Genomic DNA, 21,288 nt, shown 5'->3' with positions numbered 1-21,288 from the left:
TAATCTCAAAATGCCCGACCTCCTCGACACATTGCAACGCCCCATCCGCGACCTGCGTATTTCGGTCACCGACAAATGCAATTTCCGCTGCCCCTATTGCATGCCCGCCGAGATTTTTGGCGAAAAATACGAATTTCTTCCCAAAGCAGAAATCCTCACCTTTGAAGAAATCACCCGCCTCGCCAGAATTTTTGTCGATCTCGGCGTCACCAAGATCCGGGTCACCGGTGGTGAGCCCCTCCTGCGCCGAGACCTCGAAACCCTCATCGCCAAGCTGTCGCAGATCAATGGCGTTCAAGATCTCACCCTCACAACCAATGGCTACCTCCTCGGCACCAAAGCACAGAGCCTCAAAAACGCCGGCCTGCACCGCCTCACCGTGAGCCTCGATGCGATTGACGACCAGACCTTTAATCTCATGAGTGGTCGCACCCATGGCACCGAGCGAGTACTCGAAGGCATCCGCGCTGCTGAAAAGGCGGGCTTTCAGGCCATAAAAATCAACGCAGTCGTTCAAAAAGGCATCAACGATCACCTCGTTATCGACCTTGCCCAACACTTCCACAACACGGGCCACATCCTGCGATTCATTGAGTTTATGGACGTGGGCAATCGCAACAACTGGAACATGGATCAGGTCGTACCTGCAGCAGAAATTATCGATCGCATTCACACCGTCTTACCCCTCGAGCCCCTTGACTCCAACTACATAGGCGAAGTCGCAAAACGCTATCGCTATATCGATGGCGGCGGTGAAATCGGCGTCATCGCCTCTGTCACGCAGCCCTTTTGTGGCGACTGTACGCGCGCCCGCTTATCCACTGACGGCAAACTCTACACCTGTCTCTTCGCCTCAGAGGGAACAGACCTGCGCGATGCCCTGCGACAAGGCGCATCCAACGCCGACCTCCGCGACCAGATCATCCAGATATGGCGCCACCGCGCGGACCGCTACTCCGAAATCCGCTCTGAACACACCCCTGCAACTCGCAAAATCGAAATGTATCAAATCGGGGGATAATACCTCTCACGTCTTACCTTTTACCCTTGACAAATCCCCATAATACACTAAGTTTCAAATTCATTTTTGATCGTGCTCAACCAAAAATCTCCTAACTACAGGTGATATATCATGGCCACAAATTGGAAAGAAGAATTGCGCGATTTGATCCCGGAAGATCTAAGTGCTGAAATCGATACATTTGAAGCGCAGATCGAACAAAAAAAACAGGGACAAATTGACGACCGCGTCTTTGCCGAAACCCGTCTTCGCCGCGGTGTTTACGGCCAGCGATACGACAATGGACAACGCTTTGACGGCCAGGTAACCAAACCACTCCAATATCCCAGCGGCGATCTTCTCAAAGGGCCGGACACGGTCTGGGATGCGCCGGGTATGCAGCGCATCAAAATCCCTTATGGCGGTCTTACCACCGATCAAATGGATGTATTGGCCGATATAGCCGAAGAATATTCTGACGGTATATTGCACATCACCACGCGCCAGGATATTCAAATTCACTACGTACACATCGAAGACACACCCGATCTCATGCGCCGCCTCGCCGCCGTGGGCATTACCACCCGCGAAGCCTGCGGAAACTCCATCCGCAATGTCACGGCCTGTCCGCTCTCGGGCGTGTGTCACACCGAAACATTTGATGTCACGCCGTATTCTCATGCCCTCGCCAACTTCCTCCTAGGGCACCCCGACTGCCAGGACTTTGGTCGCAAATTCAAAATCGCCTTTTCCGGATGCGCCCAGGAAGCATGCGGTTTGACCAGCATGCACGACATGGGCATGATCGCGCGCATCAAAGACGGCAAACGCGGGTTCGAAACCTACGTCGGCGGCGGCTTGGGAGCCGTGCCCCACCAGGCCAAACTCTACTCGGAATTTCTGCCTCCCGAAGAGCTTTTGCCCACAGCGCAGGCAATATGCCGCGTGTTTGCCCGCCTGGGTGAAAAAACAAATCGCGCCCGTGCGCGCATCAAATTCCTCGTCGCCAAGCTCGGCATTGAAGAATTTAGTCGCCTGGTCGAAGAAGAACGCAAAATCCTGCCCGAAGACCCCGCGTGGACAGCCTATCTCGACAACCTGGACAGCTACGTAGAAGAACCCCTTAAAATCGCTGCTCCCCTCAATGGGGTTGCGCGCCCCGAAGCATTTGATGCCTGGGCGGAAACCAACATCTACAAACAACGGCAAGAAGGCTATGTGGTCGCAACAATATGTCTGCCTCTGGGAGATATCACATCCGACCAGATGCGAAACCTCGCCGATATCGCGCGCAAATACGTCAAAGACACCATTCGCGCCACCGTCGAGCAAAACATCATCCTTCGATGGGTCAGCGAATCCGATGTCGTTTCGCTCTACAATGACCTTTGTGAACTGGAATTAGCTGAACCAGGGGCTGGTACCATCGTCGATGTCACCGCCTGCCCGGGCACCGACACCTGCAAACTGGGCATTTCCTCATCGCGCGGTCTCGCTGCGGAGTTGCGCACGCAATTGGCGCAACAGAATCTCCAACTCGACGACGCCATCAAAAACTTCCGCATCAAAATCAGCGGGTGTTTTAATTCCTGCGGGCAACACCACGTAGCCGATCTCGGGTTTTACGGCAACAGCCGAAAAATCAATGGCTATACCGTACCGCACTTCCAGGTCGTACTCGGCGGACAATGGACCGAAAATGCGGCCTCTTACGGCCTGGCCATGGGCGCTATTCCCTCCAAAAATATTCCGGCCGTCATCGAACGCATCACCGACAATTATGTTGAAAACCGCGAAAAAGACGAAAGCTTCCAGGCCTATATTCAGCGTATCGGAAAAAAAGACGTCAAAGACCTGCTTCAGGGCCTCACGCAGGTTCCCATGCACGAAATAGACCCCTCCTACTATACGGACTGGGGCGATACACGCGAATTTACCATCGGCGATATGGGCAAAGGCGAATGCGCTGGCGAAGTGGTTTCACTGGTGCAATTTGAACTATCCGGCTGCGAAACCGAATCCTTTGAATCGCAGATTTACCTGGAGGAAGGCGACTACGAAGCCGCGTACAAAACGGCTTTCGGCGCGATGTTGCACGCCGCCAAAGCACTGGTCAAAACGCAGTTTCTCGACGTACCAGAAGATGCCGATGTCATCGTCGAAGAATTTCGCACGCGCTTTTGCGATACCGAGTTGTTCTACAACCAGTTTGCCGGCGCAAAATTTGCCAATTATCTCTTCCGCGTTCACGAAGAGGAAGTCGCCGAATACACCCGCGACATTGCCCATCAGGTCGTCGAAGAAGCCCAACTCTTCATCGAAGAAGCCTATGCCTGTTATGGTCAAATGAATGTGGTTTGAAAGGTAATTATGCCAACCCATAAAATCAGCGTCAAATTTTATCTCGATCAGGGGCACAATATCGCGCCTGAGACCTGGTTCAAAACCTTCAACAACTGGATTTCAGCACACAATGGATCCGATGTGCTGCTCGATGCAGCCGATTACAGTCACGTACCCAATGGTCCCGTGACCCTGCTAATCGGTCACGAATACGACATCAGCATTGACGACACGGACGCAAAACGCGGCCTGCTCTACAACCGCAAGCAACCCAACGGAGGTAATTTTGCGCAGCAATTGTCCTCAGCGGTTCGTGCAACCTGTGCAATCTGCCAGCGTCTTGAAGCAGAAGAAGCGGTCGCTTTTCGAGGAAATGAACTCAGACTCATCCTCAACGACCGCCTCAATGCCCCCAACACCGAAAATACACACAACGCCATAAATGACGATCTCCAGGCGTTTTTACACCAGCTTTACAACGGTTCAGCAGTGATTGCCAAACGCAGAAAAGATACCAGGCAACGATTCACCCTGGACATTCACGCAGAGGGCGATTGGTCCGTTGCAACACTCCTCGAGAATCTGGCCTGAAAAGTAAAATATCTTCTTTTGTGTACCTGCAATCATAATTTTAACTTACAATACTTGACAAAGCCAACCAAATAAGTATATTTGGCAAAGTCAACGCCGGATGAGTCGGAACAATAGCAAAGGAAAGGAAAAATAAAAATGGCCTATATTATCGCAGAGCCATGCATTGATGTTATGGACAAGGCCTGTGTGGAAGTCTGTCCGGTGGACTGCATCTACGAACCCGACGCAACCGATTTGCCGGAAGATGAACGTCTCAATATGCTCTATATTCACCCCGAAGAATGCATCGACTGCGGAGCTTGTGAACCCGAATGTCCAGTTGAAGCGATCTTCGCTGAAGAAGACACGCCGGACGAATGGTTGGAGTACATCGAAATCAATGCAGTCGCCTTTGAATAGCTTCTAACAAAACAACCGGTTTTCAAATGCCAGGGCCGGATCGCGGTTCTGGCATTTTCGCGCCATGTGATTAAGGAACATTTTTTATGGCATATCCTCGCAAGCACGGACTCTACAACCCCAAATACGAACGCGACGCCTGTGGTATTGGATTTGTCGTGAATATCAAAGGTGAAAAATCCAACCAGATCGTCAAAATGGCTCTCGAATCCCTGGTCTGTCTCGACCACCGGGGCGCGCGCGGTGCCGAAGACAACACGGGCGACGGCGCTGGTGTTTTGATGCAAATTCCACATCAATTCTTCAAACACGCCTGCGAGGGAATCAGCATTGACCTGCCAGACCCCGGTCACTACGGTGTCGGCATGATCTTTATGACCGATCACGAGGATCAATCTATCCGCCAAAAAACGCGTCAAATCATCGAGGATATTGTCAAAGAAGAAGGGCAGGAAGTCCTCGGCTGGCGCAAAGTGCCCACCGACAACTTCTATCTGGGCCTCACCTCCAGATCCTGTGAACCCGTTGTGTGGCAAATTTTCATTGGTCGCAGTGCCGATTTGTCCAACTTCATGGCATTCGAACGCAAACTCTACGTCATTCGCAAGCGCGCCACCAATACGATCCGCTATGCCGGGCACGACGAAAATTTTTACATCCCCAGCTTGTCGTCGCGCACCATTGTGTACAAAGGCATGCTCACGCCCATGCAGGTACCCGAATTTTATCCCGACCTGCAAGATCACCGCATGGAAGCCGCGATTGTCCTCGTGCATTCCCGGTTTTCCACCAACACCTTTCCCTCCTGGGAACGGTCGCACCCCTATCGCTACCTCATACACAACGGCGAAATCAACACCCTGCGCGGAAATCAAAACTGGATGAAAACCCGACAGGCCATGCTGGCTTCAGAGTTTTGGGGTGACGACATAAAAAAAATATTCCCCATCCTCTACGAAGACGGGTCAGATTCCGCAATTTTCGACAACTGCTTTGAATTTCTGTCTCTATCTGGCCGCTCAATGGCGCACGCAGCCGTCATGATGATTCCCGAACCCTGGGAAAACCACGAGAGCATGCCCCCCGAAAGGCGCGCCTTCTACGAATACCATTCCTGTCTTATGGAGCCCTGGGATGGTCCGGCTTCTATTGGCTTTACCGATGGCGAAATCGTAGGTGCCTGCCTCGACCGCAATGGCTTGCGCCCCTCGCGTTATTACGTCACCAAAGACGACCTGCTCATCCTCAGTTCTGAAGCGGGCGTCTGCGAATTGGAACCCGAGCGCATCGCTTACAAAGGTCGATTGCAACCCGGTCGCATCCTTCTCGTCGATACCCAAAAGGGCCGCATCATTTCCGACGACGAAGTCAAACAGTCAATGGTCTCCGAACACCCCTACCAGCAATGGCTCGACGACCATCTCATTTCACTCAAAAACCTGCCCGCAGTCGCGCCCATTGCACCCCCCACAAATCACGCTGAAATACTCATGCGGCAGCAGGCTTTTGGCTACACGTTTGAAGACCTCAAAATTTTTGTTGGTCCCATGTCCAAAATCGGGCGCGATCCCGTCGGATCAATGGGCAACGACGCACCATTGGCGGTATTGTCCAACAAACCACACCTGCTCTACAACTACTTCAAACAGCTCTTTGCCCAGGTGACCAATCCGCCTCTCGATCCCCTTAAAGAAGAGGTCATCACCTCGGCTGATGCCACCATTGGTCCCGAGCGCAATCTGTTGATTCCCGAACCCGAAAGTTGCAGGCAAATCCATCTCGATACGCCCATTTTGACCAATGAAGAACTCGAGCAATTGCGCGGCGTTGACCGACCGGGCCTCAAAGCCACCACCATATCCATGCTCTTTGACGTGGCCGATGGCGAAGCCGGTCTCGAAAAGGCCATGCATAGATTGTGTGCAGAAGCCGACAAAGCCATTGAAAACGGTTATACCATACTCATTCTTTCAGACCGCGGTGTTGATAAAGACCACGCACCCATTCCCGCACTCCTGGCCATGAGCGGTCTCCACCACCACCTCATCCGCGAAGGTACACGCACAAAAGTCGGGATTGCCCTCGAAACAGGTGAACCCAGAGAAGTGCATCACTTCTGTTTGCTCATCGGCTACGGAGCTCAGGCGATCAATCCCTATATGGCTTATGAAAGCCTCGCCGACATGATCGCCGAAAAGCAATTGACCGATATCGCCTACCGCGATGCGGTCAAAGGATATGTCAAATCCGCGACCAAAGGCGTAGTCAAAGTCATGGCAAAAATGGGCATCTCCACCATCAAGTCCTATCGGGGTGCTCAAATTTTTGAAGCAGTTGGCATTTCAAAAAACGTCATTGACCAATACTTTACCTGGACGGATTCCCGCATAGACGGCATTGGCCTCGATGTCATTGCCCGAGAAGCTCTGATGCGGCATCGCGATGCGTATCCCCAAATTTCAGTCAACGGCAGCACCCTCGACGTGGGCGGGCATTTTCAGTGGCGGCAAGGTGGGGAATATCACCTCTTTAATCCCCTTACGATTCACAAGCTCCAGCACGCTACGCGCACCAATGATTACGCAGTGTACAAAGAATACTCTGTCCTCATCGATCAACAGGCCAAAAATCTGGCAACCTTGCGCGGTCTCCTGGACTTCAACTATGCCAACGAACCCATTCCCCTCGACGAAGTCGAACCCGTCGAAGCAATCACCAGGCGCTTTAAGTCCGGCGCCATGTCCTATGGATCGATATCTAAAGAGGCGCATGAAGCACTCGCCATCGCGATGAATCGTCTCGGTGGCAAAAGCAACACTGGCGAAGGCGGCGAAGATCCTGCGCGTTATACTCTCGAACCCAATGGCGATTCCAAAAATAGTGCCATCAAACAAGTGGCTTCTGGACGCTTTGGCGTCACCAGCAATTATCTGGTCAATGCCAAAGAATTGCAGATCAAAATGGCGCAGGGCGCCAAGCCTGGCGAAGGCGGCGAATTGCCCGGCAATAAAGTGTATCCGTGGATTGCCACAGTTCGTCACTCCACACCGGGTGTAGAACTCATTTCACCGCCACCGCATCACGATATTTACTCCATCGAAGATCTGGCGCAACTCATTCACGATCTCAAAAACGCCAACCACCATGCCAGGATTAACGTCAAACTCGTCGCAGAAATCAATGTCGGCATCGTCGCAGCGGGCGTGTCTAAAGGCCACGGCGATGTGGTACTCATCTCAGGCCTCGACGGCGGTACTGGCGCATCGCCGCAAACCAGCATCAAACACGCCGGCCTACCCTGGGAATTCGGCGTTGCCGAAACCCACCAGACCCTGGTACTCAACAATCTGAGATCGCGCATCATTGTCGAGACCGACGGACAACTCAAAACCGGGCGCGATGTGATCATTGCAGCTCTGCTCGGTGCCGAAGAATTTGGATTTGCAACCACAGCACTCGTCGCCATGGGCTGCATCATGATGCGCGTTTGCCACCTCGACACCTGCCCTGTGGGTGTGGCCACACAGCATCCCGAACTGCGCAAAAAGTTCATGGGTGACCCCGACCAAGTCGTCAATTTCTTGCGTTTTATCGCACAGAATATGCGCGAAATAATGGCGCAACTCGGCGTGCGCACCATCGATGAACTCATCGGTCGCACCGACCTGCTCCACCAGGCAAAAACCGATCACTGGAAAGCAAAATATCTGGACCTGTCTCCCATTCTCGAAAAACCAGACGCCGATCCTGAAATTGGCCGTTATTGCCAGATCGAGCAGGATCACGGCCTCGAAAACGCGATAGACAACCAGATCCTGCTCGAACTTTGCGAACCCGCCCTCAAAGATGGTAGCAAAGTGCGCGCAAAATTCGACATCAAAAATACCAACCGCGTGGTCGGCACTATTCTCGGTAGTGAAATCACCCGCAGGTTCGGACCCGATGGCTTGCCAGAAGACACCATTGACATCACCTTTGAGGGATCGGCCGGACAATCTTTTGCAGCCTTTACGCCACCGGGCATCACCTTTCGCCTCGAAGGCGACGCCAATGACTACTTTGGCAAGGGCCTGTGCGGCAGCAAACTGATTGTCTATCCGCGCAAAGGATCCACCTTCAAAGCCGAAGACAACATCATTATCGGCAACGTATCCTTCTACGGTGCAACCAATGGGCAAGCCTTCATCCGCGGTCAGGCAGGCGAACGCTTCTGCGTGCGAAACTCGGGCGTTAGCGCAGTCGTCGAAGGCATTGGCGATCACGGTTGCGAGTATATGACGGGTGGGATGGCCGTCATTTTGGGCAAAACCGGGCGCAACTTTGCCGCTGGCATGTCCGGTGGCATTGCTTATGTGCTCGACGAAGACGGTGACTTCCACATACGCTGCAACCCCGAACTCGTCGATCTCGAACCCGTCCAAAACGACGAAGACATCGAAGAACTCAAAAGCATGATCACCAAGCACGCCGACTACACCGAGAGCAGCGTGGCGCAACACATCCTCGTCCATTGGGATGACATGTTGCCCAAATTTGTCAAAGTCTTCCCAAAACCCTACAAGCGCATTCTCGCAGCTTATGAAACCGCGCAACAAGAGGGTTTGAAAGGCGAAGATGCATGGCTTGAAGCATTCCGTCGCGGCGTAGAAGTTGAGGCTTGAGAAAAGGAGTACTTATGGGAAAACCGACCGGATTCATGGAATTTCAGCGAGAACTTCCGGCCGATAGAGACCCCGCACAGCGCATCGCAGACTGGAAAGAATTTCACCATCATCACCCCGATGAAAAACTTCGGGAACAGGGTGCGCGGTGTATGGACTGTGGCATACCCTTTTGCCATACCGGTGTGCGCCTGCCCGAATCTACGCCTTTTCCCTCTGGATGTCCCATCAACAACCTCATTCCCGAATGGAATGATCTCGTATATCGCGGCCTATGGAAAGAAGCTCTCGAGCGATTGCACAAGACCAACAACTTTCCCGAATTTACCGGTCGCGTTTGTCCAGCCCCTTGCGAGGGTTCCTGCGTGCTGGGCATGACAGAACCCGCCGTCACCATCAAAAATATTGAAGTCTCCATCATTGACAAAGGCTGGGAAGAAGGCTGGGTCACGCCCGATATTCCCGACAAGCGCACGGGCAAGCGCGTGGCCGTCGTGGGTTCAGGTCCCGCAGGTCTCTCTTGCGCGGCACAACTCAACAAAGCCGGGCACAAAGTTACCGTGTACGAACGCTCTGACCGCATCGGCGGATTGCTCATGTACGGCATTCCCAACATGAAACTCGACAAAAAAGAAGTCGTACAACGCCGCATTGACCTCATGATCGAATCGGGCATCGAGTTTATCACCAATACCGAAATTGGCACAGACCTGCCGGCAAAAGATCTCCTCAATGAATACGACGCGGTCGTGCTCTGCATTGGCGCACTCAAACCCCGCGACCTTCCCATCAAAGGCCGCGAACTCAACGGCGTACATCAGGCCATTGAGTATTTGCACAAAAACACCAAAAGCCTGCTCGACTCCAATCTTGAAGACGGCAATTATATAAACGCCAAAGACAAACACGTTATCGTGCTCGGCGGAGGGGATACGGGAACCGACTGCGTGGGCACAGCAATGCGCCACGGCTGCAAAAGTCTGTACCAGTTCGACATTATTCCCGAACCGCCCAAAACGCGCCCCGACAGCAACCCCTGGCCACAAATGCCACTCATTTTCAAAACCGATTATGGTCAAGAGGAAGCCGCCGCTATTTTTGGCAGAGATCCACGTGAATATCTCATCAGCACCACGGAATTTATAGGCGATGAAAACGGCACGCTCAAAGCATTAAAAACCATGCAAGTGGAATGGGTACCCGCAGAAAACGGCGCGCCATTCCGCGAAGTCCCCGGCACGGAAAAAGAATGGCCTGCAGATCTCGTTTTCCTTTCCATGGGCTGGCTCGGTCCCGAAGATACCATTCTCGACGAACTCGAACTCGAACGCGACGAACGCTCCAACGTCAAAGCCATCGAAGGCGAGTTCACCACCAGAATCCCCGGCCTCTTTGTCGCAGGTGATGTGCGCCGCGGCATGAGCCTCGTTGTCTTTGCCTTCGCAGAAGGTCGCGGCGCTGCCCGCGAAGCAGACCGCTACCTCATGGGATCAACTGATCTGCCGTAAAACCGGATCAGGATGGGCAGGATTTAAGGATGAGCAGGATAAAAACGAATCAGACCACAGGAGGGCGCAGTTTGTACTGCGCCTTTTTTGTCTAAATGAAAGTCTGTCATGCTCCGTTATTTCACCATTCTATTATTCAGCTTATTAACCGCGTTTGAACCCCATGCATTCGACGATGATACATCAATGCGGGGAATCACGATTTCAACGCACGGGGGTGGGCGAGATTGGGCGAGTGACGAAATGGTTTCAACGCTGCGAGATATTGAAATATTGGGAGCAAACTGGGTGGCGACCCATCCCTATGCGGGCATTTCGCAGGACGGATCGGTCAGGGTGAGGCGGTTTGAAGGCGCCGGTGATTTGGCTCCCGCACACTGGACGAGACCAATAGTAGAAGCCCACAAACGGGGATTGAAAATTTGCATCAAGCCCCATCTGGCATACTGGCGGTCGGGATTTGAGTGGCGGGGCGAAATTGCGTTTCGCTCTGAGGAAGAATGGGCGCGCTTCTGGGCAGATTATCGCGCCTGGATTTTGGCTGTGGCAGAAGCCTGCAAAGACGCCGATGCATTTGTCATAGGAACAGAACTGGACAAAACCCTGAATCACGAAGGCGAATGGCGCGCCCTGATTGCAGACGTGCGAAAGGTGTATAAAGGGAAGATCACCTATGCGGCGAATTGGACGGATTACACGCGCGTGCCATTCTGGGACGCCCTGGATGTGATCGGTATTCAGGGCTATTTCCCAATTGCAAAAAACCAGAACCCCACAGAGGCCGACCTCCGCAGAGGATGGGATCGTCTGGTAAAAGAACTGCGAACTTATGCTAAAAAAATGGATCGCAACATCGTATTTACCGAACTGGGATACAACCAATCTTATAAAGCCGCATCAGAACCGTGGACCTATCGCGTGGATGACGACGGCGCGCGCCCCTTACAGGAAATGTGCTGGCGCGTCGCGCTCGAAACCATTGAAAACGAACCGCGGATCACAGGTGTTCTCCTGTGGAAATGGTTTCCAAACCCGAGACCTTTTGGACGGGATTTCCAATTGGCGACACAGCGCATCATGCCCATCATTGCCGAGGCCTGGCAGGGTGAGATCCCCGTTATCGAGTTTGACCAAGAGGCATACGAACGGTGGCGTGAACAGCGCCGTCGCGGACGGAGCAGGCGATCTAATCAAAACTAACCATCACAGCCTTCCGGCCAATTCGAGAAATGCTTTCTTTGTCACCGCGTTAATACCAATCTGAAACGGACCGGGACCAGCTTTGGTGTACGCATTCGCGCTATCAACCTCGTACCCACCCTCGGGAATAAGCGCGTCTGTCGGCATGTAATTGCGCCCATCCTGACAATATCCCCAGGCAATGAGATTCGGATCATTGAGATAAGTTCTCAGCAAGGGGAGCCACTCCGCAACAACCTCGTTGCCAAGCCACGCGATGGTGTGTTCTCCCGCCAGGCGAATAAGACCAACCGCCCAGGGGAAAAAACGCGCTGGCGGTATGCCAGATCCCAAACGCTCGACCCAGTAAGCACCGAGATTTTGCTCGAGTTCTGCCTCGCCATTGGCAAGTGCTTCCCAATGGGCAAGGGATGGAATCGCATCCTGGTCGCGCGGAGCCAGCGCGAATCCCGAAACGCAATTGAGATCCAATTCCAGCAATTCACCACCAGAGTCCATAGCCGCGAGAACATCATCGGCAAGTTGACCACCCGTCGCAACAACATCCTCTGGCGTGGATTTGCGAAATGCGTCTGCCCCCGCGAGGCGGCGCGGTCGAATATTGCCGGCAAGCCCCTGAATAAACTGCGCGTGGGTATTCGGACCGAGAGATTCGACCAACCGATTGCGACACACCCCGGGAAAATCAGCAGAAATGCCATCCCATGCAAAACCGTAAACCATCACCGGATGGCATCCATAATTAAACAGCACACAACGTCCATCATCCGCGACGAGATCAAGCACCCAGAGATCTCGATTCATATATCCATCTGGATTTGGCCTCATCCCCATACTGCCATCGGCACCCCGCCTGCGCCTGTTAATCCCAATCTCAGACGTACCGCGATGCACACAAACAGAGACTTCTCGCATATTCACGATGGCTTCGACCACCATTTTCACCGTACGAGACAGCAAATCAGTTTCATAAGCCTCGAGTTCTGCGGGTTTAGCCACAGTCGTCGCATATCCCTCAAACCCGGACATGGGACCGCTGTGCGTATGCGAAAAATTGACAATAATCGCTTCAAAAGGTATGCCGGTTATTGAAGCTAACTCACAGCGCAAACGACTCGTCACATGCCATGTCATCCCAATCATATCAATCGAAATCCAGACCGTGCGATAGCCCTTTTGATCCTCAATAACAACTGCCTGCGCGGCCAGAGGATCGAGCACCTCAGACCCGGGTGAAAACCGCGGACCGCGACCACCCATAGGCAGCCCCAGTGGCGGCGTTGAATCAAACTGCGCCCAACCGGCTTTTGCTGTACGCATTGTGAACCTCTCTTTATGCAATGTCTGCGATAATTTTCCGAAGATAATCCGCGTCTTCTTTTGCCCATGCTTCCAAATTTGGAGGCGATGTTTGCGCGTAACCGACTTGACGGATGATAGTTTCGTCAAATTTGTATTCGGTGTGGACGGATAAGGGTCCATCAAATCCCATCTCGTGCAATAGCCCCAAGCAACGATGCCAATCTACGCATCCTTCTCCAGCTTTTGTGAAGCAGGGACGATAGCGCGGTGTTTGACCTTCCGGTTGCGGTAGATAATACGCATCTTTAATGCCCACGACTGAGATATAATCCCGAATCATCGCCAATCCCATTGCCCAGTCTTCTCCATCCAGTGCGAGGTGTCCGAAATCGGGGTACGCGCCCACGTATTGTGGGTCAAAGCCGTTGATGAGGTGCATCAATCCCGCGCAGTTGCTTCCCAGGCAAGGCCCGCTGTGAATCTGATAGCAGGTCTGCACGCCGTATTTTTCGCTCAGAACCACAATTTTTGCCAGATCTCTCCGCGCTGTATCCACAACCTGCCAGTAATCATCGCCGGGCTGATATTTCCAGAATCCGATTTTGAGACGGGGGATTTCGGCTTCGGCACAGGCGATATAGTATTTTTCTATTTCCGGTGATTCTGGATCTACGAGTGTCACGGGCGCGGTTATCATAGGGCAGACCAGGTCCTGACTGCGCCAGATTTCGGCTGCTTTGGGCAATGCCTCAATTACATTGTCTGCGTGAATGGGATGGCCCGGACGCACGCACAGGTCAATGCCGTCGTAGCCCAATTCAATCGCTTTTTCGCCCAGTTCAGGCACGGAATACTGATCGAAAAATTTGGAGTTGATAATGAGGTCCATTTGAATGATTCCTTATTTTAGATGGGAAAATCGTACGTTTCATCGCCCAATCAGTAGGGCTTGAGGGAGATTTTGAGGAGTCGCCTTGAGGGCCATAGAGGCGCGATGGTCGGATCTCAAAACCAGTTTGTTTTCTGACCACTGACCCATTATACTGCTTATGTGAGCTGTTCGGTAGTTAAAACGATGGAGAAAATGATATGAAGACGTTGAGCAAAGAAGATGTCGAGGCTTTCAGGGAGCGGGGATATCACGTTGCGCGGGGCGTGTTTGATGGGGATGAGATTGCGCGTTTGCACGAAGGATATGACTATATTCTCGAACTGGCAGCGCGGACAGATCTTCCCGATGCAATTCTTCAGGGCAAAGACCGCGAGGTGCATATTCACTTGCAGACGCCCAGACCGATGGTTGGCACAAAGGCTGTTCCGTATCTGCGAAAAGTCCAGTGGCCTTCTCTCATTCACCCTGCGTTTGAGGAGATTCGGAATAGCGCGAAGTTTCCCGCACTGTTAAAGCCGTTGATCGGAACTTCGTTGAAGCAGTATATCAATCAGATTAATTTCAAGATGCCTGGGGGAGATATTCACTTTCCATGGCATCAGGATATCCGCCCTACGCCTGCGTTTCGCGATCAGGTGAACAATTATGTGCAGACCATTATTGTGGTGGATGAGGCAACGATTGCCAATGGCTGTTTACACGTTGTGCCCGGCAGCCACAAGTTGGGAAATTTGAAGGTGACGCGGTATGCAAAAGGAGAGGTTGAAGATCAGGTGGATGTGTCGTCGGCTGTTCCCTGTGAGGCAATGCCGGGTGATGTGGTGATGTTCACGTCTTATACGGTTCACGGCTCGTCACCAAATACGACGGATAAGCCGCGGCGTTCGTATATCAATGGATTTGTTCGCGCTTCGGCGTGTGATGTGGGAAAGTGGGCATTTCTGGAAGGGAAACCCGTTCCGATTACGAGTGATCGAGATTATCACGAGATTCGGTATGGATCTGCCGGTTAATTGACATACTCCCAAAGCTGAAGCTCTGATAAGACCATCGCATCACGCGCTTTTCTCTGCCGCACGAGACCGAGGCGTTGCACGGGCATACAGGTGATACGCCGTATCTGCGCCGATAAATTTGACTGCCGCGTGTCTGGATAAGTCGATTTTGCCCGTGAGAATAAGGCGGCGATACCGGTATCGCTTTTTAATCGCTTCGGCTTTTTCGTTCATGGCACAGATCCAGACAGCGTGTGAAACACGACATCGTGAGCGATCAACCGTTTGTTTTCATACGTAAATTTCCCTGAAAAAAACGCATCCTGGTGTAACCACTTCAGAAAAATTTTGTCGCCTTCCCAAAGATTGAGATCGAGCAGTTCTGAGTCGTCAATCCATTTCAGGATACCTTCACTCGAATCGATCAACTCACCCGTGAATCTCTCCGCAGTAAACACAAACGCCAACCAGTCATTAATCCCATCAAATTTTGGAAACGTGAGCACACCTCTTAAAGCGGGATTTTGAATCTGCAAGCCACTCTCTTCGCGCACTTCTCGGATAACGCAGTCCTCAGGCGTCTCGCCCGCTTCCATCTTGCCACCCAGACCATTCCATTTGCCCTCGTGTATGTCATTTTCCTTTTTCACTCGGTGCAGCATCAGCGTTTTATTGCCATTTTTGACATAGCATAAGGTCGCATTGATCATCGCGGTTTCCTTGATTGAATTAGCGCAACGCCAGTATATGCGCTGCGTCACTCGTGCTGGGAGTCTGAGGCGGATTCGCTGGCCCCGCGGCCAGCAGCCATGTTGCGGATCATCTGGATCACATCGCCAAAGCCCTTGCAGGCGACGGCGATGACAATGCCGTAAAAGAGGACGCTAGCGGCGATAAAGACGAATTGCCAGAAGACTTTCCAGGTTTCGACATCCATTGCACTACTCCATGTTGCTAAAGTCTAAAAGACGCGGCGGGTGCGAGCGCTGCGTGAGCGAGGCAACGACCAGCATGGCGAGGCCGCCCAGGGCCAGGCTGGTAATCCCGACGAGGTTGGAGTTTTCGACCAGTGGCAACAAAAACTCGGGCACCAGGTGCTGGTTTTCGGTCATAATCAGGAAGTTGAGCGGCACCAGCGCACCCAGGATCAGGGCACAGTACGCACCTGGAGTATTGGCCTTTTTCCAGTACAGTCCCAGGGCCACGGTGCCGACGCAGCCGGAGAAGTAGATACTGCCGGTGACGTACATAAAGCGGAAGGCCGTCTCGGGAAGCTGGTAGAGCGCGCCGAAAATGGCCAAGAAGGCCGCGAGGATGACGACGATAGCCCGGGTCCAGTAGATCTCGCGCTCGCTCGATAGCCCGCCCCAGGTTCCGTCTGCTTCGCGCTCGCCGCTCGATTTTGCGAGCATGGCCTTGATCGGCGAGACCACATCGCGGACGATGACGCCACTCCAGGCCAGCAGATAGCTGTCGTGGGTGGACATAAAGGCCGCGAACATCCCGGCCATGAGCAGGCCAGCGATGCCCAGAGGCAGGATTTTGCCGAGCATTTCGGGCATGGCGTAGTGGGGGTCGAGTTCGGGGTTGCCAAAATAGGCCAGTGCCGCGATGCCCCAAAACATCGGCACCATCGCCCGCCCCATGACTGTGGCAGAAGAAATCCAGAACACGCGGCGGGCCACCTTGGAGCTTTCGGCACTCAGCGGCCGCATCATTTCGGGTTGCCAGACCACGCCGACCAGGCCGACGCAGAATAGAAATAAGATCATTGAGATGCCGTAGCCGGGATTGGCTATGGGGTCAAAGCCGATATCACCTTTGTGGATTTGCACGGCTTGGACGAGGTTGTCCCAGCCGAGGTGCGGATGATTGAGAATGACATACGTGCCGAAGAAAAACCCCAGCGCCAGCAACACGAACTGAGCGAAGTCCGTCAGCACCACCGAGACCATGCCGCCCATCAGCGTGTAGAAGACGACGATGAGCAACATGCCGATCATGACGTAGTTGACGTATTCCTTGTCGAGGCCGGTGAAGCCGACGACAAACTTGCTGCCGAGGATGGGAAAGAGTCCCATGTTGAGGGTGCCAGCGAGGGTGAGGATGATGCCGCCGAGCAGGCGCACGCCGCGCGTGTACTTGAGTTCGTAGAATTCGGGCACGGTCATCACCTGCAAATGACGCAGGCGGCTGACGATGAAGCCAGTGCGGCCGATGATCACGGTGGTAATTAGCGCCATGAGGCCAAAGACGAAGGGCACAAAGCCGTATTTAAAGCCCTCCTCGGCCATGTACATGACCGTAACCAGCCCGAGACCGGTTGAGACCATAGTGGCGACGGCCATGTGGATTTTGAGACCGCGGCCAGCGACGAGGAAGTCGGAGATGCCCTTGATGGCACCTCGCGCCAACGTCCCGGCGACGATAGTGCCACCGACATAGACGAGAACGATGGCATAGTCAATCCAACTCAGGTGCATGCGTACTCCGGTGGTGATCGCAGGGGCAAAAAATCTAAACAACCCGCGAATTTATCAACTTAGCTTATAGCCCGCAACGCAGTCACAAACGCACCTGCTATTCGGTCGGCTTGCTCCTCCGTAAGAATCAGAGGGGGTGCCAGTGTAAAAACAGGCTCAGATCCGACCATAACATGACTCATCTTCCCGGTAATCACACCCGCATCTCGAAGCGCACTGCCAAACTTGTTTGTCCTCTCTCTGTCCAGTTCCGATCCATCCTCGCTTTGAAGCTCAACCGCGAGCATAAGACCCAGACCTCTAACTTCTTTGATCAAAGGCGATGACATATCTTTGAGCCGCGCCAACAAGTACGCACCCACAGTCTCCGAATTTTCCCACAGCCGTTCCCGGGTCAGAATTTCGATATTTGCCAGCGCCGCAGCACAGCATGCCGGATGCCCGCCATACGTGGAAACCTGAGCAAATTCTTTTCCCTCATCCGCCCCTCCCAAAAATGCCGACCAGACCTTTTCGGTAACAGCACATGCACCCAGCGGCAGGTACCCACTCGACACGCCCTTGGCAATCGTCATCACATCGGGCACAACCCCCCAGTGCTCGGCAGCAAACAATTTCCCTGTTCGCCCAAAACCAGTGATCACCTCGTCAAACATCAGCAAACAACCATAGTGGTCGCATACATCGCGCAAAGCGGGAAAATAATCATCTGGCGGAACATGCACACCACCCCCACCAACAACGGGTTCTGCAAGCACAGCAGCGACCGTATCAGGACCCTCGCGTTCGATAACCCGCGCGATCTCATCCGCTCCGTGGGCATCGGCAGTGGGCAATTCAACGTGGATAAATCCCGGCGCCAGGGGCTCAAACGGCGCGCGTCGCCTCACCTGACCGGTCGCAGACATAGCCCCCATCGTAAAGCCGTGATAGCCCTTATACCGGCAGATAATTTTAAAACGACTCTCGCCCGGATGCGTCGCCCGGCCGTATTGTCGCGCAACTTTAATAGCGGTTTCATTAGCCTCTGAACCGCTATTCACAAAAAAGAAATGGTTGAGATCGCCCGGTGACAATTCCGCCAACCGACCAGCGAGTTGCGCCGCGGGCACATTGATCTGCGTCATGGGATAGAACGGGAGTGTTTTCATCTGTTCATACACAGCTTCGACAATCTCATCCCGACCATACCCCACATTGACATTCCATATCCCGCCATACGCATCGAGATACGTTTTCCCATCCGAATCCGTGATCTCACACCCATCCGCCGACACAATAACGAGCAAATCATTTTCGCTCTTACCCTCATATTGCATCAAAGGATGCCATACGTGATTCAAATCCTGCTTTCGAACTTCGCGCAAATCAATAGAAACAGCACTGCTCATTGAGGTTCTCCCACTTTTCAAACTTTAGGCTTTACAAATTTGGCGCTTTTAACCTCGCGCGCTGATAGGCGCATGCCTTTGGCGGTCTTGCCGCGAACCGCATAGTCTTCGATCGCAAATTCTTCATTGAGAATACGCACGCGGGGTTTGGGTTTATAGGATACGTGAGCCTCGACATCGCGGTCGATTGTGAGCTTGAGCAATCGGCATCCCGAAGGCACGAGTTCATACCCCCTATTCAGGATAAATGTGTCGAGCTTACAGCGTTTAATACAGGGATAATTGGTCTTCTTATCCCGGTAAACAACCGTGTACACCCGTTCGGAATCGACAAAATCGCAAAATAGCATACCCTTATCCACAAAGAGTCGATCGGGTGCTTCGTGCAGAGAATAAGTGCCATTTTTTCGAATCACGAGCACGCGGTCGTATTGCGACACATCCATAAGCGTGCTACCATTGACATCATAACCGAGATAACCCGTCTTCTTATCATAGCGCAACTTGAGATTGCGCTGTGCCACTTCGCGTGCATCCACCTGATCAAAAGAAGTGACCTCAGTACGTCGGGGGTACTTGTCTTTGTATTCATCAATCAGATATTCCAGAAAATCAATGGTAAAGCCCGTGATATTGTCGAGATTGGTCTTGATCTCTCTGAGCCTCGCGCGCATCTCGCGCATCTCTCTTTTCGCTCTGGTGATATCGTACAGCGAAATGCGCCGAATGGGAATTTGCAAAAGTGTATCGAGGTCTTCTGATGTGACCTTGCGTCTGATTGAAATGAAAAAAGGCTCGAGACCCGTGCGTATCGCCTCGTGGATCGCACTGGAATCGGCGACATCCTCAATTGCCTTGTAAACGCGATTCTCGATAAAAATTTGTTCGAGGGTTTTGGCGTGCAACCTGTCCCGCACCTGACGCTGCTCAATTTTAAGCTCTGCCGTGAGAATATCGACCAATCGGTCGGCATTGTGTTTGAGAATATCGCTCACCGTGGCGATATGGGGGCGATTGTCCTTGATAACGAGAGCACTGACACTGATCGATTGCTCGCAGTCGGTAAAAGCGTAAAGCGCATCCACCGTATCCTTGGTATGCACACCCCGGGCAAGACGAATTTCAATTTCGACTTCCTCACCTGTATAATCGCTAATACCCGCGATTTTGAGTTTGTTTTTTCGGGCTGCACCTTCAATCGAAGCGATGAGAGACTCTGACGTAGCGCCAAAAGGTAATTCGCGCACGACAATGCGCTTGGAATTTTTGGTATCGAGTTTGGCACGCACGAGCACTTTGCCATTGCCGTCTGCATATTCGGTGACATCGACAAAACCACCCGTCGCAAAATCGGGAAAGACCTGAAAATCCTCCCCCTGAAGATAGGCAATTTGTCCCTGCAACAATTCGATCAAATTGTGGGACAACACCCGTGTGGTCATACCCGGCGCAATACCTTCGGTACCCTGCGCGAGCAGCACGGGAATCTTCGCCGGAAAAACAACGGGTTCGTTATTGCGACCATCGTAGGACTCAATGTATTCGGTAATTTCCGGATTAAAGAGCACATCTTTGGCGAGCGGGGTCAATCGGCATTCGATATAGCGCGCAGCCGAGGCTTCATCGCCGGTATAAATATTGCCAAAATTACCCTGTTTGTCGATGAACATATCTTTGTTCGCCAGATGAACCAGCGAGCCGTAAATCGACTGATCGCCGTGGGGATGGTATTTCATCGTCTGCCCCACGACATTGGCGACCTTGTGAAACTTCCCATCGTCCTGCTCTTTGAGCGCGTGTAAAATGCGGCGCTGTACGGGCTTGAGACCATCGTCAATGTCGGGAATCGCCCTATCTTTCACAACATAAGAAGCGTGTTCTAAAAAATACTGATCAAATAACTTGTCGATATAAGCCATTTTCAATCCTCTAAATCAAATGCTCCACAATATAATCTCTGCGATCGGGCGTATTCTTTCCCATGTAAAATTCGAGGGTAGTTGGAACCTCGGCAAGAGCGCGCACGCCGACCTTGATCAGGCGCATATCCTCTCCGATGAATTGTCCAAATTCACCGGGTGAAATCTCTCCCAATCCCTTGAAGCGCGTGACCTCGGGATTTCGCAAATCGGCAACAGCCTGATTGCGTTCTTTCTCGCTATAACAATAGCGCGTTTCGCGGCTATTCCGCACGCGAAAAATCGGCGTCTCCAGAATATAGACATGACCAGAAGTAACGAGTTCTTCGAAATAATTGAGGAAAAAAGTCATCAGCAAATTGCGGATGTGGAAACCATCGTAATCGGCATCAGTGGCAATGACCACATTGTTGAAACGGAGATTCTCAACGCTGTCTTCAATGCCCAAAGCCGTCATGAGATTGTAGAGTTCTTCATTCTTGTAAATCGCGGCTTTTGTTTTTCCAAATACATTGAGAGGCACGCCCTTCAGACCGAAAATAGCCTGAGTCTCCACATCGCGGGCGGCAACCATAGACCCGGCAGCAGATGGACCTTCGGT

Annotated in this window: 16 protein-coding genes; 8 read left to right on the top strand and 8 right to left on the bottom strand. The window is 52.6% G+C overall.

Annotated features, from left to right (window positions below):
• Positions 1-10 precede the first annotated feature (10 nt).
• The 7 genes from moaA to F4Y39_12615 all read left to right on the top strand — a co-directional run bounded on the left by moaA (position 11) and on the right by F4Y39_12615 (position 11,705).
• Entirely contained in the window at positions 11-1,021 is a 1,011-nt protein-coding gene (moaA, locus tag F4Y39_12645; protein ID MYC14569.1) for a GTP 3',8-cyclase MoaA, read from the top strand.
• 111 nt (positions 1,022-1,132) lie between these two features.
• Positions 1,133-3,361, top strand: coding sequence for a nitrite/sulfite reductase (locus tag F4Y39_12640; GenBank protein MYC14568.1), 2,229 nt, complete (start codon positions 1,133-1,135; stop codon positions 3,359-3,361).
• 9 nt (positions 3,362-3,370) lie between these two features.
• Positions 3,371-3,934 carry a hypothetical protein gene (locus F4Y39_12635; GenBank protein ID MYC14567.1) on the top strand — a complete coding sequence of 188 codons (564 nt, stop codon included), beginning with the start codon at positions 3,371-3,373 and terminating at the stop codon, positions 3,932-3,934.
• 138 nt (positions 3,935-4,072) lie between these two features.
• A complete protein-coding gene (locus tag F4Y39_12630) occupies positions 4,073-4,336 on the top strand; it encodes a ferredoxin family protein (GenBank protein ID MYC14566.1) in 264 nt (87 codons plus the stop codon).
• Positions 4,337-4,422: 86 nt separating this feature from the next.
• Positions 4,423-8,997, top strand: a complete 4,575-nt coding sequence (gene gltB, locus F4Y39_12625; protein MYC14565.1) for a glutamate synthase large subunit — start codon at positions 4,423-4,425, stop codon at positions 8,995-8,997.
• 14 nt (positions 8,998-9,011) lie between these two features.
• The gene (locus F4Y39_12620) at positions 9,012-10,505 is read left to right on the top strand and encodes a glutamate synthase subunit beta (protein MYC14564.1); all 1,494 of its coding nucleotides are present in this window, start codon (positions 9,012-9,014) and stop codon (positions 10,503-10,505) included.
• 108 nt (positions 10,506-10,613) lie between these two features.
• A complete protein-coding gene (locus tag F4Y39_12615; GenBank protein MYC14563.1) occupies positions 10,614-11,705 on the top strand; it encodes a hypothetical protein in 1,092 nt (363 codons plus the stop codon).
• A gap of 3 nt (positions 11,706-11,708) precedes the next feature.
• Here F4Y39_12615 and F4Y39_12610 read toward each other — a convergent pair whose 3' ends face one another.
• Together F4Y39_12610 and F4Y39_12605 are read right to left on the bottom strand one after the other, a co-directional pair.
• Positions 11,709-13,025, bottom strand: a complete 1,317-nt coding sequence (locus F4Y39_12610) for a hypothetical protein (protein MYC14562.1) — start codon at positions 13,023-13,025, stop codon at positions 11,709-11,711.
• Between the two features lie 13 nt (positions 13,026-13,038).
• Complete coding sequence (locus F4Y39_12605) at positions 13,039-13,896, bottom strand: sugar phosphate isomerase/epimerase (protein ID MYC14561.1); 858 nt, start codon at positions 13,894-13,896, stop codon at positions 13,039-13,041.
• 200 nt (positions 13,897-14,096) lie between these two features.
• Between F4Y39_12605 and F4Y39_12600 the strand changes: the two genes are divergently transcribed.
• The gene (locus F4Y39_12600) at positions 14,097-14,912 is read left to right on the top strand and encodes a phytanoyl-CoA dioxygenase family protein (GenBank protein ID MYC14560.1); all 816 of its coding nucleotides are present in this window, start codon (positions 14,097-14,099) and stop codon (positions 14,910-14,912) included.
• A 212-nt stretch (positions 14,913-15,124) separates the two neighbouring features.
• On the opposite strand, the gene F4Y39_12595 is transcribed toward F4Y39_12600, so the two are convergent.
• From F4Y39_12595 to F4Y39_12570, 6 genes are all read right to left on the bottom strand, one after another.
• Positions 15,125-15,604 (bottom strand): 8-oxo-dGTP diphosphatase, encoded by a 480-nt coding sequence (locus tag F4Y39_12595; GenBank protein MYC14559.1) that lies wholly within the window; start codon positions 15,602-15,604, stop codon positions 15,125-15,127.
• Positions 15,605-15,651: 47 nt separating this feature from the next.
• The gene (locus F4Y39_12590) at positions 15,652-15,831 is read right to left on the bottom strand and encodes a hypothetical protein (protein MYC14558.1); all 180 of its coding nucleotides are present in this window, start codon (positions 15,829-15,831) and stop codon (positions 15,652-15,654) included.
• 4 nt (positions 15,832-15,835) lie between these two features.
• Complete coding sequence (locus tag F4Y39_12585; protein MYC14557.1) at positions 15,836-17,377, bottom strand: sodium:solute symporter family protein; 1,542 nt, start codon at positions 17,375-17,377, stop codon at positions 15,836-15,838.
• A gap of 59 nt (positions 17,378-17,436) precedes the next feature.
• On the bottom strand, positions 17,437-18,768 hold the full coding sequence (locus tag F4Y39_12580; GenBank protein MYC14556.1) for an aminotransferase class III-fold pyridoxal phosphate-dependent enzyme: 1,332 nt from the start codon (positions 18,766-18,768) through the stop codon (positions 17,437-17,439).
• A 17-nt stretch (positions 18,769-18,785) separates the two neighbouring features.
• On the bottom strand, positions 18,786-20,687 hold the full coding sequence (locus F4Y39_12575; protein ID MYC14555.1) for a DNA topoisomerase IV subunit A: 1,902 nt from the start codon (positions 20,685-20,687) through the stop codon (positions 18,786-18,788).
• A 10-nt stretch (positions 20,688-20,697) separates the two neighbouring features.
• A partial coding sequence (locus F4Y39_12570) for a type IIA DNA topoisomerase subunit B (GenBank protein MYC14554.1) occupies positions 20,698-21,288 on the bottom strand: 591 nt, incomplete at its 5' end.

This window comes from Gemmatimonadota bacterium (assembly GCA_009838845.1).
Lineage (GTDB): Bacteria > Latescibacterota > UBA2968 > UBA2968 > UBA2968 > VXRD01.
This window is presented reverse-complemented; position numbering and strand designations above follow the sequence as displayed.